At 69.2% G+C, this 15,066-nt stretch carries 14 protein-coding genes and 1 tRNA gene; 7 read left to right on the top strand and 8 right to left on the bottom strand.

All coding sequences use genetic code 11. The annotated features are described in order from the left end of the window. The first annotated feature begins 144 nt into the window (after window positions 1-144). Complete coding sequence (locus L6Q96_13755; protein MCK6555624.1) at window positions 145-1,863, top strand: dynamin family protein; 1,719 nt, start codon at window positions 145-147, stop codon at window positions 1,861-1,863. A 115-nt stretch (window positions 1,864-1,978) separates the two neighbouring features. Here L6Q96_13755 and L6Q96_13750 read toward each other — a convergent pair whose 3' ends face one another. After that, window positions 1,979-2,131, bottom strand: a complete 153-nt coding sequence (locus L6Q96_13750) for a hypothetical protein (GenBank protein MCK6555623.1) — start codon at window positions 2,129-2,131, stop codon at window positions 1,979-1,981. Between the two features lie 427 nt (window positions 2,132-2,558). Further along, the gene (locus L6Q96_13745; GenBank protein MCK6555622.1) at window positions 2,559-3,704 is read right to left on the bottom strand and encodes an aminotransferase class V-fold PLP-dependent enzyme; all 1,146 of its coding nucleotides are present in this window, start codon (window positions 3,702-3,704) and stop codon (window positions 2,559-2,561) included. Between the two features lie 139 nt (window positions 3,705-3,843). On the opposite strand from L6Q96_13745, the gene L6Q96_13740 reads away from it, so the two are divergent. After that, complete coding sequence (locus L6Q96_13740) at window positions 3,844-4,719, top strand: RluA family pseudouridine synthase (GenBank protein ID MCK6555621.1); 876 nt, start codon at window positions 3,844-3,846, stop codon at window positions 4,717-4,719. An 88-nt stretch (window positions 4,720-4,807) separates the two neighbouring features. Here L6Q96_13740 and L6Q96_13735 read toward each other — a convergent pair whose 3' ends face one another. After that, window positions 4,808-5,152: a hypothetical protein gene (locus tag L6Q96_13735; protein ID MCK6555620.1), complete on the bottom strand. Its 345-nt coding sequence runs from the start codon at window positions 5,150-5,152 to the stop codon at window positions 4,808-4,810. 12 nt (window positions 5,153-5,164) lie between these two features. Further along, window positions 5,165-5,335 (bottom strand): hypothetical protein, encoded by a 171-nt coding sequence (locus L6Q96_13730; protein MCK6555619.1) that lies wholly within the window; start codon window positions 5,333-5,335, stop codon window positions 5,165-5,167. A 303-nt stretch (window positions 5,336-5,638) separates the two neighbouring features. Here L6Q96_13730 and L6Q96_13725 point away from each other — a divergent pair. Further along, window positions 5,639-5,711: transfer RNA gene (locus L6Q96_13725), tRNA-Phe, on the top strand. A 543-nt stretch (window positions 5,712-6,254) separates the two neighbouring features. On the opposite strand, the gene L6Q96_13720 is transcribed toward L6Q96_13725, so the two are convergent. Genes L6Q96_13720 through L6Q96_13710 form a run of 3 tightly spaced genes read right to left on the bottom strand, consistent with a single transcriptional unit; the run spans window position 6,255 to window position 11,073 of the window. Continuing rightward, window positions 6,255-9,311 (bottom strand): efflux RND transporter permease subunit, encoded by a 3,057-nt coding sequence (locus L6Q96_13720; GenBank protein MCK6555618.1) that lies wholly within the window; start codon window positions 9,309-9,311, stop codon window positions 6,255-6,257. Next, complete coding sequence (locus tag L6Q96_13715) at window positions 9,308-10,390, bottom strand: efflux RND transporter periplasmic adaptor subunit (protein ID MCK6555617.1); 1,083 nt, start codon at window positions 10,388-10,390, stop codon at window positions 9,308-9,310. Before L6Q96_13715 ends, L6Q96_13720 begins: the two co-directional genes overlap by 4 nt. Next, a complete protein-coding gene (locus L6Q96_13710; protein MCK6555616.1) occupies window positions 10,387-11,073 on the bottom strand; it encodes a TetR/AcrR family transcriptional regulator in 687 nt (228 codons plus the stop codon). The genes L6Q96_13715 and L6Q96_13710 overlap by 4 nt, the downstream gene beginning before the upstream one ends. Before the next feature lie 394 nt (window positions 11,074-11,467). Here L6Q96_13710 and L6Q96_13705 point away from each other — a divergent pair, with 394 nt between their 5' ends. The 4 genes from L6Q96_13705 to L6Q96_13690 all read left to right on the top strand — a co-directional run bounded on the left by L6Q96_13705 (window position 11,468) and on the right by L6Q96_13690 (window position 14,570). Next, window positions 11,468-12,997 (top strand): alanine racemase, encoded by a 1,530-nt coding sequence (locus tag L6Q96_13705; GenBank protein MCK6555615.1) that lies wholly within the window; start codon window positions 11,468-11,470, stop codon window positions 12,995-12,997. 23 nt (window positions 12,998-13,020) lie between these two features. Continuing rightward, a complete protein-coding gene (locus L6Q96_13700) occupies window positions 13,021-13,407 on the top strand; it encodes a hypothetical protein (GenBank protein ID MCK6555614.1) in 387 nt (128 codons plus the stop codon). 26 nt (window positions 13,408-13,433) lie between these two features. Further along, the gene (locus tag L6Q96_13695; protein ID MCK6555613.1) at window positions 13,434-13,727 is read left to right on the top strand and encodes a type II toxin-antitoxin system Phd/YefM family antitoxin; all 294 of its coding nucleotides are present in this window, start codon (window positions 13,434-13,436) and stop codon (window positions 13,725-13,727) included. Window positions 13,728-14,009: 282 nt separating this feature from the next. After that, the gene (locus L6Q96_13690) at window positions 14,010-14,570 is read left to right on the top strand and encodes a hypothetical protein (protein ID MCK6555612.1); all 561 of its coding nucleotides are present in this window, start codon (window positions 14,010-14,012) and stop codon (window positions 14,568-14,570) included. Between the two features lie 79 nt (window positions 14,571-14,649). On the opposite strand, the gene L6Q96_13685 is transcribed toward L6Q96_13690, so the two are convergent. Then, window positions 14,650-14,862, bottom strand: a complete 213-nt coding sequence (locus tag L6Q96_13685; GenBank protein ID MCK6555611.1) for a hypothetical protein — start codon at window positions 14,860-14,862, stop codon at window positions 14,650-14,652. Window positions 14,863-15,066: the final 204 nt, after the last annotated feature.

The raw sequence follows: 15,066 nt of genomic DNA, 5'->3' as shown, positions 1-15,066 counted from the left end.
CCGCGAGCGAGTCTCTCTGCCGCGGGGGCGCACTGCCCGCTCCGGGTTCGCCGCGAGAAACGCCCCCGCCGTCCACCCCCCGGTTGCGCCTCGCACGCGCAGTTCCTATAGCTCCGCGGCACTTTCGACGAGAGGTTTCTTTCCATGCCGACATCCGACGCCATCCCCGCCGACAGCGCCCGTGCCTACGGCACATTGACGACCCGCCTCTCGGAAACCCTCGCGCGCACCCGCGACGCCCTCGCGGCCCACACCGCCCTGGTCCCGGGCGGCACCCTCGCCGATCTCGACGCCCTCCTCTCCGACTTCGAACGCCGCCGCCTGCGCATCGCCGTTTACGGCGAGGTCAAAGCCGGCAAGTCCACGCTCGTGAACGCGCTGGCCGGCGCGCGGCTGTCGCCGGTCGCCTTCGACCCGCTCACAGCTATTCCGGTCCGCATCACCTATGGCCCGACCCCGACGTGGCGCGCCGGCGACCGGGCGCTGCCCAGTGTCGACGCACTCGAAGACCTGATGCGCAGCAGCCTGACCGAGCCCACCGCGGAACATCCGCGCGAGGTGATCGTCGAAACCGATCTCGATGTGCTCGGACTGGGCGGTCAGGTGGACCTCATCGACACCCCGGGCGTCGGCGCCGACCGTCACTTCGACGCGGTCACCGCCGAAGCGCTGCAAGGACTCGACGCCGTCATCCTCGTCGTGCGCTACCCTGCCCTGTTCACCCGGTTCACCCGGCACCTGGTCGAGACGCTCGACGCCGACATCGGCAAGCTCTTCGTCGTCTGGAATCTCGACGCCGCCTGCACGGAACTCGACGCCGCCGAACGCGAGCGCCACGCGGCCACGTTGCGCCGGCAAGTGGCGGATGCTCACGAGCTTTGCCTCGTCGACGCTCGGGCGGCATTCGACGCCGCAACGCAGGGCGGCGGCAACCGTGCAGGAGCCGGCGGTATCGACGCCCTCACCGGGACATTGCGCGGCTTCGCAGGCTCCGGGGAACGCGACCTCACCGCGCTGCGCCAGACGGCCAAACGTGTCGGAGGATGGCTCGACGGCACCATCGTCAACCTGAGGGAGCGGCAAGCGTCGCTGGACACCGCTCTCGCCGCCGCCCGCCGGCAACTCGACGACGCCGCCGCGGCGGCCGCCGCCGAAACCGCGGCGGCACGGGACGCCTTTGGTACGTTCTCCGCCGCGGTCGAACAGCACCGCCGGGACATTGAAGCCGCGGCCGGGTCACTCGCCTCCGAGTTGCGGCGCGAACTGCACAAGGAACGACGTCAATGGGTCCGCACCGCGGACGCCGTCACCCTCGACGCCGCCGTCAGCAACGCCGTCCAGCGCTTCGCCGATCGACTGGCCGAGTCCGCCAACCAGAGTTCGCGCGCCATGGCGAGAGCCGCCGCCGACTACGGCGCCACGGCCGAAACCGTCGCGTGGGAGCCTCAGGCGCCGGCCGCCGGGGAGATCGCTCCCGACGACCGCCAGCAGCGCGCCACCACCGGCCGCTTCGCTCGGCTGCGACGGGCGCTGTGGAAGCGCTGGTATCTCGCGGGCCTGACCGCTTTCGAAGCGAACGACCTCCCGGCGTTCGTCGCATCCGCGGAACACTGGGCGGAGAGTGCGGCGGCGGCGACACGGAACGCGGGGAGCGCGGTCCTGGACGGGCAACTGGCCGACGTCGGCCGCCGGGCCGCCGCCGAGGAGGCCCGGATCAAGGAAGCCACGGATTTCGTCGCCCTGGAGGCCGAGCACACCCGACTCGTGGCCGATGTGCCAACCGTCACCGCAGAGCGGGATACGATCCAGAGTCTCGCTCAGGAAGCCCTGCCGTTCTTACGGCAGAACGCAGGGTCGGCCTGACGGCATCAGTTCTGTAACGAGCGATGCGCGGGACCGCGCGCCGCGGCCGGGGAAATCCCGGGCCCGGCAGGAAGGGCCATCTTCGCCGCGCCGCCCCCGAGCGGCAGGCCGGCGGTCAGACGCTGATCCGGCGGCCCGAAAACGTCCCGCACAGAACGACTCGTCCCGAATTAACCAGGTGCATAACCACGGCCACGACTTCTCCGTCGGTAGTACAGTAGTCCTGTACGGCTTGCACCAGCTCCAGCAACGTCGTCTTACGTTTCACGATCCCCTCCTCGATCTCGGCTGTCCATTCCGGAGTCAGCGGTCGGTTCCTCTTTCCCTGACCTGGTAGTGCAGACCGTGTGCCATCTGAGATGCCAGCCGCGGCAAGCCGTCTCGGCGGGAACGGTGGTCCGGTGCCGTCCAAAAGATGCCCAAGTTGCCCGATACGTCATAACGCCGCACGGCAGTGCAGCCTCCCGTCGCCGCCGCGACCGCGGACACCGTCGGGGCCCCGGACGCTGACCGGCGGGCCGGCACGCGCCTGCGGGCCGCCCGGACCTACTCGATCAGTTCAGCGAACGCCGCAACCGTGCGCGACGGACGTACGTCGCTGCCCCGCGGCAGCCCGCGGCCGGCGTGGTCTACCCAGACGGCGGGGACTAACGGGGACTAACGAGACACCCACGGGCAACGCCCCCCTCATGCCCTCACGCCCTCACACCCTCAAGCCCTCCAAGAAACCTCTCCACGTCCCCCTCGTCATTGTAGAAATGCGGGGCGCAGCGAATGCCGCCGCCGCGGACCCGGACGACGACGCCGCGGGCGGTGAGGGCATCGCAGAGCCGCTGCGGATCGTCGCCGAGACGGAAGACGACGATGCCCGAGCGTTCTTCGGCGCCCCACGGGCTGAGGATCTCCGCGCCCCTGGCGCGCAGTCCGGCGGCGAGGCGATCGGTGATCTCCATGATCCGTTCCTCGATGGCGGCGGGGCCCACCTCGAGCAACAGATCGATCGCGGCGCCAAGGGCAGCCGTACCGAGCACGGCCGGACTGCCGGGTTCGAACTTCGCCGCGTCCGGGCGCGGGGTGAAGTGGTAGGGCAGATACGTCTCGGCGTCGGTGACGCTCTTCCAGCCGTGCAGGACCGATTGGACCTTATCCGCGACGCGGCGCGAAACGAACAGATAGCCGCAGCCTTCCGGTGCCAGCAGCCACTTGTGGCCGCCGACCGCAAGGCAGTCGATATGATCGCGTTCGACGTCGAGCCGTACCGCGCCGACGCCCTGAATGGCGTCGACACAGAACAGAATGCCCCGCGATCGGCACCACTCCCCGAGCGGCGTCAGCGCCGTGCGCGCGCCGCTGTTCCAATCGACGAAACTAACGCTCACGACGCGTGTGCGAGCGTCGGCGAGCGCGGCGACGTCATCGACGAGAACGCGTCCCCGGCGCGGCGTGACCAGACGCGTCTCCACGCCCCAGCGGCGCAGGCCGAACCACGGGTAGACGTTCGACGGATACTCGCCATCGACGGCAATCGCGTTGTCGCCGGGGCGCCACTCGATGCCCGCCGCCACCAGCGAGATGCCCTCCGAGGTGTTCTTCACGAAGGCGATCTCGTCCGGCCGGGCGCCGACGAGGCGAGCGAAACCGGCGCGGGCCGCCTGCACGCGCGCGCTCCACGGCTGCTGCATGGTCGCGTCGAGGCGCATCCAGTCCTCGGCAAACGCCGCCACCGCCGCCGCGACGCGGCGCGAGATCGGCGAAACGCCGGCGTGGTTGAAGTGGATTCCCGGGCGTTCCAGGATCGGGAATTCCGCGCGCCATCTGGCCCAGTCGCTCTTTGTCGGCATGGTTTACCTCTGCCGGGGACCGTACGACGGTGCGCGCAGGCAGTCGAGAGGCGGTGCGCAGGGCGCGAGTTGAGCCCCCGTCAGAGTGGTCTATAGTCCGGGCATGCCGACACTGACCGTACCGTGCGACGCGGCAGCGATGCGAATCGATGTTTTCCTGGCGCGCCATCTGCCGGGCGGGTCCCGCCGGACCGCGCAGCGAGCGGTTGCGGACGGCCTCGTGCGCGTTAACGGACGGCGGGTCCGCAAGCGTCATACGGTGGCGGCGGGTGACCTTATAGAACTCGCTGGCGCGCTTTTGGAGCCGCCCGGGTTGCAGCCCAACGCCGCGCTGGCGGTGCCGGTTCTCTACGAAGACGAGGCGGTGCTAGGGCTCGACAAACCGGCGGGTATGCCGTCGCACGCGCTGCGCGCCGAGGAGACGGAGACGGTCGCCAACTTCCTGCTGGCACGTTTTCCCGAGACGGCGGCGGGTGGGCGCGCGTTGGAGCCGGGCATCGTCCACCGGCTCGACACCGAAACCTCAGGCGTGTTGCTGGTGGCGCGGACGGCGCAAGCGTACGTCGATTTGCGCCGGCAATTCGCGACGCATCGGGTTCGCAAGGAGTACGTGGCGGTGGTGGAGGGAACGGTGGTGGCGGCGGGGGCCATCCGCACCCCGCTGGCGCATGCGGCACACAACCGGCGCAAGATGCGCGTCGCGTCGCCCGAGTCGCCCGGGGCGCGTCGCGCCGACACCCGCTATCGACCGCTGTCCCATGGCCGCGGCCGAACCCTGCTTGCGGTGCGAATTCGCACCGGGGTCATGCACCAGATCCGCGTGCACCTGGCGTCAATCGGTCACCCGGTGGTCGGTGACGTGCTTTACGGCGGAGGGCGGGACACCGGGGAGCCGGGCCGGCATCTCCTGCACGCCGTCAGGGTGCGCTTCGACCATCCCACCACCGGCGAGCCGGTGGTGGTGGAAAGCCCCGTCCCGGCGCAACTCGAAGGAGCGATCTGCGCGGCGCAGTGAGCGCGCCGACAACGAGGATACCAGTGAGGCCGGCGAAAACCGGCCAGACGGACGACAACGACCGGGCGACGACCGACGGATGCTGTGCCTACGCCGCCCGCCCCTTGTTCTTGGCTTTTGCGCAGGCGCTGCAGAGGTTGTGAACGTTGTTCGGGTCTTCGACCAGGCCTTCGTCCATGTTGTGGCAGATCTTCTTGCATTCGCCACAGATGAAGTAGATGCCTTCGATGGTCTTGTTGATGCGTTCGCGGTTGAGGATACGGCCCCTGAGTTTATCGATGCGAACGCCGAGCAGGTCGCCGTACTGGCGCTTGATCTTGCGCCGGCCGACCTCGTCGCGTGGCAGGTCGCCGTCTTCCTGATCGGCGCCGGCCTCCTCGTCGAAGACGTGCAGTCCCTTCTTTCCCTTCGTCTTCTTCGGTTTACGCGCCATGGCTCTCTCCCTCTAGCGGGTGCGTTGCGTATAACCGCAGTTCTTGTCGCAGACCCAGAAGTACCCCTTGCGGCCGAAGCCGGTGAACATGGTCACGCGGCTTTCCGCGCCGCAGCTCGGACAGGATCGCTTGTACTGGGCGGCGCCACCCTTTTCGGCCGTCTTGGCTTTCTTCTCAGCCATGATGCAGGAACCTCCTCCGATGTGAACGGGAAAGCGGCGTCAGGAAGTGCGGCCGCACGCGGGTTCGATCGCCGCTGCCGCCGCCCGAGCCGACCTGGGCAAGCGAACGGGGATGCGAAACGCCTTGCACGGGGGCAACTTCGAACACCACGGCTCGCTTAGCCAAGACGTTTCCGACTGTCAACGCGGCGCGGGCGGACCGGGGGCCGGGGGGGGACAACGGTCTTGCCCGGCGATGCGTTTCTCTGGTAGCTTCCGCCGGTCGCGCCGCGAGGCGACCCTCCCGCGGCGGCCTTCCGGGACGGGCAGGTAGCTCAGTCGGTAGAGCAAGGGACTGAAAATCCCTGTGTCGAGTGTTCAATTCACTCCCTGCCCACTTTCCTTTTCAGCTACTTACGGCGACGGCGCTCTCCTCATCGGGGTGGAAGAAAGACGAAGACACCCAGGAAAGAAAGACGAAGACACCCAAGAAAGAAAGAGAAAAAGTCACCCGCCGGCCGCCCGGCGCGCGGCCGTGCGGGCCATGAGCGACTGCACCGGGCGGATCACGTCCAACGCGAACCGGCGCGTTCGCCGCCTCAGCTCATCCTTCGTCATGGCGCGTGGCACCTCCGCCCGCGTAAGCGGCACCCTGTCGACATGGCAGACTCTCCGCAATCCGCAATCGGTGGATTTCCAACCTCCCGGGGGTGCCTCCGGCGGCCCGCCCCCGGCGGCGCACCTCACGATGAGCGGCGGCGGGGTGCGGCCCCTCAGGAGGCCCGCCCTGGGGCGCCGAGAGAAAACCCGTTGCTTCGCCGAAGCCGTCTGCTCACCCCGTCCCTCCGTCACCCGTTGCCGGGGCGGCAAGCGCTTCCGGGCCTCCCGCTCGGCCGGGCACGCGAGGATCGTGCTCAGGCTGAAACGCATCGGCCGCCGGTCACGCCGGCTGGCCCGGCGTCACTTCGTCCGCTGCCATCTCCACCACCGGCTCGAGCAGCTTGTACAGGACTGGCGTCACCAGCCGCGCCAGCACCGTCGAGCTGATCAAGCCGCCCATGATCACGACGGCGAGCGGCGAATAGAGCGGCGACTGCTCCAGCGCCAGCGGCAGCATGCCGCCGAGCGCCGTGAGTGTCGTCAGCAGGATCGGAAAGAAGCGCGCCTGCCCGGCGCGCTCGATGGCCTCGTCGAGGCCGACCCCCTGCGCCCGCAACTGGTCGGTGAAGTCGACGAGCAGGATCGAGTTCTTCACCTCGATGCCGATCAACGCGATGAAGCCGATCGCCGCCGTGAACGAAAGCGAGTAACCGACGAGCAGCAGGGCCACCAGGCCACCCATGACGCCGAGCGGGATGACGCTGGCGACGATCAGCGTGCTCTTGAACGTCCGGAACTCGAGCACGAGGACGGCGAGGATGCCGAACGCCGCGACGAGGAACGCCGTGCCGAGGCCGCCGAAGCTCTCGTCGGCGGCCTCGTACTCGCCCGCCGGCTCCCATCGCGTCGCCGCCGGCCACGGCATGTCCGCCAGCCTCGCCATGACCTGCCGCGTCACCCGGTCCGTATTGTAGCCGAGGCGCACGTCGGCGGAGACCGTAACGCTGCGCAGCTTGTCGTGGTGGTCGATGCGCGGCGGCGCGGAGTCGAGCTCGAGTACGGCGAGCTGCCGCAGCGGCGGCGGGACGCCGTTCGACGTCGCAATCCGCAACCGATCCAACGCCGCCAGCGTCGGCCGTGCCCCCTGCGGCAGGGTGACGCGCACGTCGTACTCTTCGCCCCGGCTGTCGCGCAGAGTTCCCGCCTTGACGCCGGCAATCGCCAGGCGGACGGCGCTCTGCACCTCGCTCTCGGGAATGCCGAAGCGGCCGGCCTGCGCGGCGTCGACGCGCACGGCGAGATCGGTCTTCGCCACGCGCAGGGGGTTGTTCACGTACCGCGTCCCGTCCGTCGCCTCGATCGCCCCCTCCACCCGTTCGGCTAGCTGCCGCAACTGGTCGAGATCCGGGGCGAAGACGCGAATGGCGAGCAACGCATCGACCGGCGGACCGTTCTGGAACTCCTTCACCCAGAGCCGCGCCCGCGGGTACGCCGCCAGCTCCGCGCGGATCTCGTTGAGCAGTGCCGGCGTGCGCTGGGGCGCATACTCGCGCAATAGCACGAACAACTCGCCGACATTGCTCTTTTCCTCGGCCGGCAGCGCGTTGTAGAAGATCTGCGGGTTACCGCGCCCGACGTTGGCGATCACCCGCTTCACTTCCGGGTGACGCGCGAGCACCGCCTCGGCAAATCGCGCCGCCGCGTCAGTCTCGGCGAGCGAGCTCCCCTGCGGCGTTTCGATCGCCACCAGGAACTGCGGCACGTCGGCCTTCGGGAACAGGCTGAAGCCCACCGTCGGCACGATCGCCAGCGCCGCCACACTCACGACCGCGGAGACGGCCACGGTCGTGCGCGGCCAGGCAAGAGCGACGCGCAGCAGGGGCCGGTATACCCGCTCGATGCCGTGGTGCATGGCACGGAAGACGGCGTTGCCCTCCGGACCCTGCTCGCGCAGCACGACACTCGCCAGGAAGGGGATGATGGTCAGCGACACGACCAGCGATGCGCCGATCGTGAAAAGCACGGCCAGCGGCAGGCTGCGCGCAAACTGCCCCGATCCGCCGGGCAGCGCCAGCAGCGGCAGGAAAGCCAGCATGAGCGTGGCGGTGCAGCCGAGCACGGCGACGCCGATCTGGCGCGTCGCCTCGACCGCCGCTCTTGCCCGCGAGTAGCCGAGGCGGAGAAACCGCGTGACGTTCTCGGTGACGACGATGGAGTCGTCCACCAGCAGGCCAAGCGCGATCACGAACCCGACGATGCTGAGCTGGTTGATCGAGAACCCCGTGGCGTGGAGCAGCGCCACCCCGATCGCCAGCGACAGCGGAATGGACACCATGACGATCGACGCAGCGCGGATACCGAGCGGCAGCAAAGTCACCAGTACCAGCGCGATGGCGAGCACGAAGTCCCGCCCCAGCCCGTGCAGCCGGTGCGCCACACTCGTCGACTGGTCGTGGACCAGCTCGATCTGCACGCCGGCCGGCAGGTCGGCACCAAATGCGTCCACCTGACGCAGCACCGCGTCCCGCACCGCGAAGATGTTCTGCAGGTCGCGCTGCTCGACGGTCACGAACACCGCGCGGCGCCCGTCGACACGGCCAATGTAGGACTCTTCGGCGTTCCCCCAGCCGACGCGGGCGACGTCGCCAAGGCGCACCAGACGGGCCCCGTCCGTCGCGATCACCACGTCGGCAACGTCCTCCACCGACGCGAACGCACCGCCCGTGTCGACGTTGAAGCGCCGGCTGCCGATGTCCACGCCGCCGCCGGGAATCGTCGCGGAGTCGCCCCGCAGGGCCTGGAGCACGCGCGTCACGGGGATCGGGCGCGCCGGGTCGATCTCGACGCGGACCTGCGCCTCCGGATACGCCCACGTCCTGACCTTCTTGACGCCGGGTACCGTCTCGAGGCGGTCCTGCAGGCGCTCGGCCTCCCGTTCGAGCTGCCGCCAGGGGGCATCCTCGGACAGCAGCGCAAACTGCAGAATGGCTACGTTGTGCGCCTGGACCTTCTTGACCTCGAGACGAGCGAGGCCTTCGGGGAGTTCCGGCCGTGTCACATTCGTCTCGCGGATCACTTCCTCGTACTTACGTTCCGGATCGGCACCGGCCTCGAAGTCGATAACAATGACGGCAAGGCCGTCCTCGCTGCGGGACTTCACATCGTCGACGTCGTCCAGCTCCAGGTAGCGGTCCTCGAGCGGATCGACGACGAGTTGTTCGACGTCGTAGGCGCTGGCGCCCGGGAAGATGGCGGTGACGACGAACGTCGGGATGGGAAAGCTGGGGTCTTCGGCACGCGGGATGTTCAGCAGCGAATGCAGGCCGATCGTGGCCAGCATCGCGAACAGCACCAGCGTCAGTTGCGGGCGCCGGACCGCGAAGGCGGCAAGGTTCATGGCTTCGCCGCTTCGCCGTTGGGCGGCAGCACGCGCACGGGGGCACCCTCGCGCAGCCAGGCGGCGCCGTCGGTGACGACCCGGTCGATCCCGTCGAGGCCGGCGCGCAACGCGACGCGATCGCCGTCGAGGAAGGCGACCTGCACCGGCACGCGGCGCGCGGTCTTGCCGTCCGCCGCCAGGGCGAGCACGATCCCGCGGTCGCCGTTTCCTTCGAGAAAGGCGTCGACGGGCACGATCGCCACGGGCTCGCGCCGGGTCGGCTCGACGTCGATCGCTACGTACAGGCCGGAATAGAACGTGGCGCCGTCGGGATCGACCGCCACTTCGAGATCGAAAGTTCCGGTGGCCGGCGCGGCCGCCCCGGCGATCTGCGTCACCCGGCCGCCGAAGTGGCGCCCCGGGTAGGCCTGCGAGGTCACCATCGCCGCGTCGCCGAGCTGGACCCGGACGACGTCGCGGTCCGGCAGGCCGACCCGCACCACCCAGCCCTCGGTGGCCGTCTTGAAGCGCAGCACCGGCGTGCCCGGCGACACCAGCTCGGCGGGCTCGGCCAGCCGTTCGAGGACGACACCGTCTGCCGGCGCGTGGATCGAGGCGTACTGCGCGTCGAAACGTGCCACGTCGAGGGCCGCGCGTGCCACGTCGCGCTGCGTGCGAGCGTCGTCGAGGTTGCCGGTAGCGACGATCCCCATATCGTGCAGACGATCGAGGCGGTCGAGGTCGCGTTGCGCCTTCTCGAAGGCGCGATGGGCCTGGGTAACCCGGCCCACGACCTCCTCGGGCCGCAGCGTCGCAAGGAGCGCGCCGGCGGTAACGCGTGCGCCCTCGTCGACCAGCACCTCCTGCACGACCCCGCCAACCTTGAAGGACAGGCGCGACTCTTCCTTGCCGAGCAACAGGCCGGCCGCGCGGATCGGCTCCGCGGCCTCGGTGCGCACCACCGACGCCAGCCGCACGGCGCGCGCTTCCACCTCGTCGCCCGACCGCACCGAGGCGACCGTGCGCGGGCCGCAGCCAGACATGGACAGCGCCACGAGCGCCATCAGCGGCGCCCCCGAACGGATCGAATGCATCATTTTCTGACCCTCTTTACACTGCGCCGGGCCGCCGGCCGCCGCCGGGCAACGGTCGGGCGCGTCAGGCGCGCCTGCTGCCATGCGAAGGCGCTGGCGACCACGGCGCCGACGTCGGCTTGCGGAATCATCGGACACCGGCCGCGGATGACGAGGGCGGCGATGCCGTGCATGCTCGCCCACATGGCGAACGTCGCCGCCTCGAGATCGCCGGCCGGCAACACCCCGTCGGCCATCGCGGCGCGGACGAGGTCGCGAAGGAAATCGTACGTGTCCCAGCCGACGTCCCAGCGTTCCTGCTCGCGGATACGCGCGACGGTGTGCGAGGTGATGAACATCAAGTCGTAGTACTCGGGATGCTCGAAGGCGAAGCGCAGGTACGCCTCGCCCCCGAGCCGCAGGCGCTCGCGTGCCGGCAATGCCGGATCGATGACCTGCAGAGCCTCACGCAGCTTCCCGAACCCTTCGATGTGCAGCGCGTAGAGAATCTCGTCCTTGTCCTCGAAGTACGAGTAGATGGCACCGGGGCTGTAGCCGATGGCGGCGGCGATCCGCCGCATCGACGTCTGCTCGAATCCGTCTTCCAGGAACAGTCGCATCGCCGCGGCACAGATCCGCTCCCGCATCTCGGCCCGCCCCCGATCGAGCCGCTCGGCATGCCCCTTCCTGTGTACCAGCGCCGTCATTGAACGTCGTTCAACCTGCTGAACGACGTTTACCGGAGGACCGACCCGAGTCAATCGGGGGACTCCATTCGGGAACGGTGCGACAATTCGGACGATCCTTCGCCTCGGCCGGGGCGGGGCGCAGATGGCGCGGGGCGACCGAGTCGGCCTGGGGTCGGTATCGGAATCGCTCTCGGCCCGCGGCGCAATTCGATCCCGATGTCGATAGCGGTCCCGATTCCGACCGGGTAACGACCCGCTGCCGAGATCTCGAAGAAGATTTTAGAGAAGGGGTGCCGGACACTGCTCCCGCGTGAGTGGATGTTCCACCGACCCATGAATCGATCACGGTGCGGGGCCCGCCGGGCACGACTCGGTTGGCGCCGGGCGCGGGAAGAGAGTACAGTGCCGCGCCATGCGAGAACGCATTGCCGCGAGCCGGTGCCTGAGCGTTCGCGACGGCCATCTCTGTGTCGACGACCTGCGTGCCGCCGACCTGGTGGAGCGCTTCGGCTCGCCGCTGTTCGTCCTCTCGGAGACCCAACTCCGCGAGAACTATCGGCGCTATCGCGACGCCCTCGCCGCCGGTTGGCCCGATGGCCCGGTCGACGTGCTGCCCGCCTTCAAGGCTAACCTCTCCCTCGCGGCGCGCCGCATCTTGAGCGCCGAGGGCGCCGGGGCCGACGTCTACTCGCCCGGAGAGCTCGCCGGCGTGATGACCACGGGGGTGGATCCGGAGCGCGTCTCCGTTAACGGCGGTGGCAAGTCTCGCGAGCACCTCGCCAACTGCGTCGCCGCGGGCGTCCGCATCACGGTCGAGGACCTGGACGAAATCGACACCATCGAGGAGGTCGCCGCGACACTCGGCCGGCGCGCCCGCATCCGCCTGCGGGTCAAGCCTCCACTCCCGAGCCTCTGGAAGCCGACGGATTTCGCCCGGCTCCTGATTCCGATCGACCTCGGATTCCAGGTCTACAAGTCGGGCATCCCCCGCGAATACCTGGTCGACCTGGGCCGGCGCGCGCTCGCGCTGCCGCACGTCGAGCTCGTCGGCTTGCACCTTCACGCCGGACGGCACGCGGCGAGCCTGTGGTACTGGCGCGGCCTCATGCGGCACTTCGCCGATCTGGTCGCCGACCTCTGCGACGCGTGGGGCGGATGGCGTCCCGCCGAGCTCGATGTCGGCGGCGGCATGGCGGCACCGCGTGACCCGCACTCGCGCATGCTGGAACGGGGGGAGTTCCTGGCCTCGCTCGTGGGGTTCCCGGTGCTGACCGCGCTGCGTGCGCTCGGGGTAACCGCCTACCACGCAGCGCTCGCGCGACTCACGGGAGCGCTTCTCCAGGAGCACCCGCCGCGCCCGCTGGCGCCCAGCATCGAGGACTACGCCGCCACCATCACGGCGGCGCTCCGCGAGCGCCTGCAAGCCCGCGGCGTGTCCCCGCGGGGCGTGCGCCTGCAAGCCGAGCCCGGGCGAGGTCTCTACGGCGATTGCGGCCTCCATCTCACCCGCGTGAAGGTGGTGAAGCGGCAGACCGAGCCCATCCCGCTCGCCTGGGTGCTTACCGATACCACCGAGTTCTTCCTGGCCTGCGGGACGATGGAGGCCAATCGTTACGACGTCGTGGTGGCGGACGCCGTCGACGCCCCGGCGACCATGACCGCCGAGATCGTCGGCCATTCCTGCGGAGCGGATCGTCTCGCACCGAGCGCCCGGGTTCCGGCGCTGCGCCCCGGACAGGTGCTGGCTTTTCTCGACACCGGGGCTTACCAGGAAGCCTCGGCATCGAACTTCAACGCCCTGCCCCGCCCGGCGACGGTCCTCGTCGCTGGCGACCGGGCCGAGATCGTAAAGACCGCCGAGCGCGTCGAGGACGTCTTCGCGCGTGACGTCATCCCGGCGCGGCTCGCCGCTCCCGCGCCACGATCCGTCCGCTCGGCCTGAGCGTTCGCGGGGAGCGCCGGCTCATGGTCTCCTTCGCCACCGTCGTCCTCGTCGCGCAGCTCGTCGCGGCCGCCGGCATCGTGGGCTTCTGGCTGACGCTCGGACGGGCCCGCTTCGACGAGCCCTGGCGCCCGCCCGGGTTTGCCGAGCACGAGCGCGCCTTTCCGCTCCCCGATCTGGTCGCGGCGGCACTCCTCGTGCTCTCCGCCGGCCTCGATCGCGTTCAGCCCGAACGCGGCCGCGATCTCGCGCTCGTGGCGGCGGGAATGCTGCTCTTCCTCGGCCTCATCGACTTCAACTACATGCGCCAGAACGACCTCTTCGCGCGCGCCCACGACGGTCGCATGCACGCCGCGATCGTGATCGCCGTCTTCGCGGTCGCCGGGCTCATGCTGCTGCGGAACCTCTGAGGGCGAAGGGCGCGCCCGGAGCGCCAATGGCGCTGTGCGAGCGGGTCGGCGAAGTCCCCCGCTTCGATGAGTGCCTCCACCGCTCGGACGCGCATACGGGCGCGGCGGATATAGTCGAGGGGCACGACGAGGAGATAGTCATCACCCGTAACGGCCGCGCCGCGGCGGTGTTGGTGAATCCTGCCGACCTCGAGAGCTGGAAGGAGACGGCAACGGTGCGTGCCGATGCGAATCTCGTCGCCGAGATCCGGCGCGGTCTCCGGGCCCTGACGCGCGGTAAAGCAAAGCTCTACACATTGGACGAACTGTTCGCCGACTGAAACCGATGACCGGTCATGCGACGGTTGAAGGTCCCTGACGATGTCGCGGCGTTGATCCACGGCCTCCACCCGGACTTGAAGCGCAGGATTCGCTCCGCTCTCGACGATATTCTTTAGTGCACGCAACGCTAAGAAACTGACCCACCCAACGCTGAACAAGTGACCCACCCCCAGCAGCTTGCTACCCAACCGGGAGGACGAAATTTCGGAGGAGGTAGCGGAGGTGCTGAGAGTGGATCAGGTGTATGTGATCAGGCACAAGGCAAGGTCCAACTGACGTTGGTGCAAGACTGGTTGCGGGAGCGCCGACGACAGCAGTCGGAGACGTACGTGCCGCTGGTGCACCGAGCCGGGGACGAAGTCCAGGTCGACTTCTTCGACGTCACAGTGGAGGTCGACGGTGAGCGCGAGAGCCGCGGCAAGGGGATCCGCTTGCAGGAGCTGGTGCCAATTCCCAGCGGTGAGTCTCTGCGAGCGATCGGCGCGAAGCTCCTGACACGACTGGATCAGGTAAGTCGGCAGCGGTGTGACCAGCAAGGCCGCAGCATTGCCGAGCGCAAGCGCTTCGGTGAGAAGCGAATCCGGTATCGGCACTACCTGCCGGAGCTGGCGCAAAAGCCGCAGGCGGTGCGCCAGGTCGCGGCCGAGCTGCTGAGCGAGCTGGGCGAGCCGTACGGGGCGTTGTGTCGGCTGCTGGTGGATAGCCACGGACCGGAGAGGCCGCTCGGGTGTTCGCGCGCGTGCTCGGCGCCGTCGTCGATCACGGCGAAGACGTGGCGGCGCAGGCAGTCGAAGCGGCACTGGCCTCGAACCGCAGTGATCTCTTGGATCTCGGCCGGCTGATGGTCCAGTCGAAACCACTGCGCACGAGCGTGCCGCAGAGTCTGGCGGGCTACGAGATCGAGGCCGCGTCGGCGAGTGCCTACGACAGCTTGCTCAGCGGAGATGGCGCCGCCGGGACGTTCCCGTCGCGAAACTCGTCCGCAATCACCAGATCCTGCTCCACCCAGTAGACCGCCGCCGGCTGATACCCACGCCCGCCCTTGTAGTGCGCCAACGCCTCCTGCTGGTGGCTCTCTGGAATCGTCGCATCGTGGTCCAGGGTCGCTTTCTGCGACCTCCCCCGGGCCGCCACCGCCCGCGTGAGCCCTTCATTCGCGCGGGCAAGCCCCCGCAGCGCCGCCGCCTCCGCTGGAATGTACGCCAGCGTGCCCGGCGCGCGCCATCACCGTGTCCGCTGCCTCCACCACCTCCACCCCGTTCGGCAACAGCCCTTGCTTCATTCCTCCTCCGCCTCCTCCGCCAACGGTCTGGCATTGAACAACGCCAGGTTCACTTC

The organism is Candidatus Binatia bacterium (assembly GCA_023150935.1).
GTDB lineage: Bacteria > Desulfobacterota > Binatia > HRBIN30 > HRBIN30 > JAKLJW01.
The sequence above is the reverse complement of the archived record's forward strand: the minus strand, read 5'-3'. Positions and strand labels throughout refer to the sequence as shown.

Bases quoted from the DNA above. Each gene is read 5' to 3' on its own strand.
- L6Q96_13755 (MCK6555624.1), top strand. From the start codon at position 145: ATGCCGACATCCGACGCCATCCCCGCCGACAGCGCCCGTGCCTACGGC.
- L6Q96_13745 (MCK6555622.1), bottom strand. From the start codon at position 3,704: ATGCCGACAAAGAGCGACTGGGCCAGATGGCGCGCGGAATTCCCGATC.
- L6Q96_13740 (MCK6555621.1), top strand. From the start codon at position 3,844: ATGCGAATCGATGTTTTCCTGGCGCGCCATCTGCCGGGCGGGTCCCGC.
- L6Q96_13735 (MCK6555620.1), bottom strand. From the start codon at position 5,152: ATGGCGCGTAAACCGAAGAAGACGAAGGGAAAGAAGGGACTGCACGTC.
- L6Q96_13730 (MCK6555619.1), bottom strand. From the start codon at position 5,335: ATGGCTGAGAAGAAAGCCAAGACGGCCGAAAAGGGTGGCGCCGCCCAG.
- L6Q96_13720 (MCK6555618.1), bottom strand. From the start codon at position 9,311: ATGAACCTTGCCGCCTTCGCGGTCCGGCGCCCGCAACTGACGCTGGTG.
- L6Q96_13715 (MCK6555617.1), bottom strand. From the start codon at position 10,390: ATGATGCATTCGATCCGTTCGGGGGCGCCGCTGATGGCGCTCGTGGCG.
- L6Q96_13710 (MCK6555616.1), bottom strand. From the start codon at position 11,073: ATGACGGCGCTGGTACACAGGAAGGGGCATGCCGAGCGGCTCGATCGG.
- L6Q96_13705 (MCK6555615.1), top strand. From the start codon at position 11,468: ATGCGAGAACGCATTGCCGCGAGCCGGTGCCTGAGCGTTCGCGACGGC.
- L6Q96_13700 (MCK6555614.1), top strand. From the start codon at position 13,021: ATGGTCTCCTTCGCCACCGTCGTCCTCGTCGCGCAGCTCGTCGCGGCC.
- L6Q96_13695 (MCK6555613.1), top strand. From the start codon at position 13,434: ATGGCGCTGTGCGAGCGGGTCGGCGAAGTCCCCCGCTTCGATGAGTGC.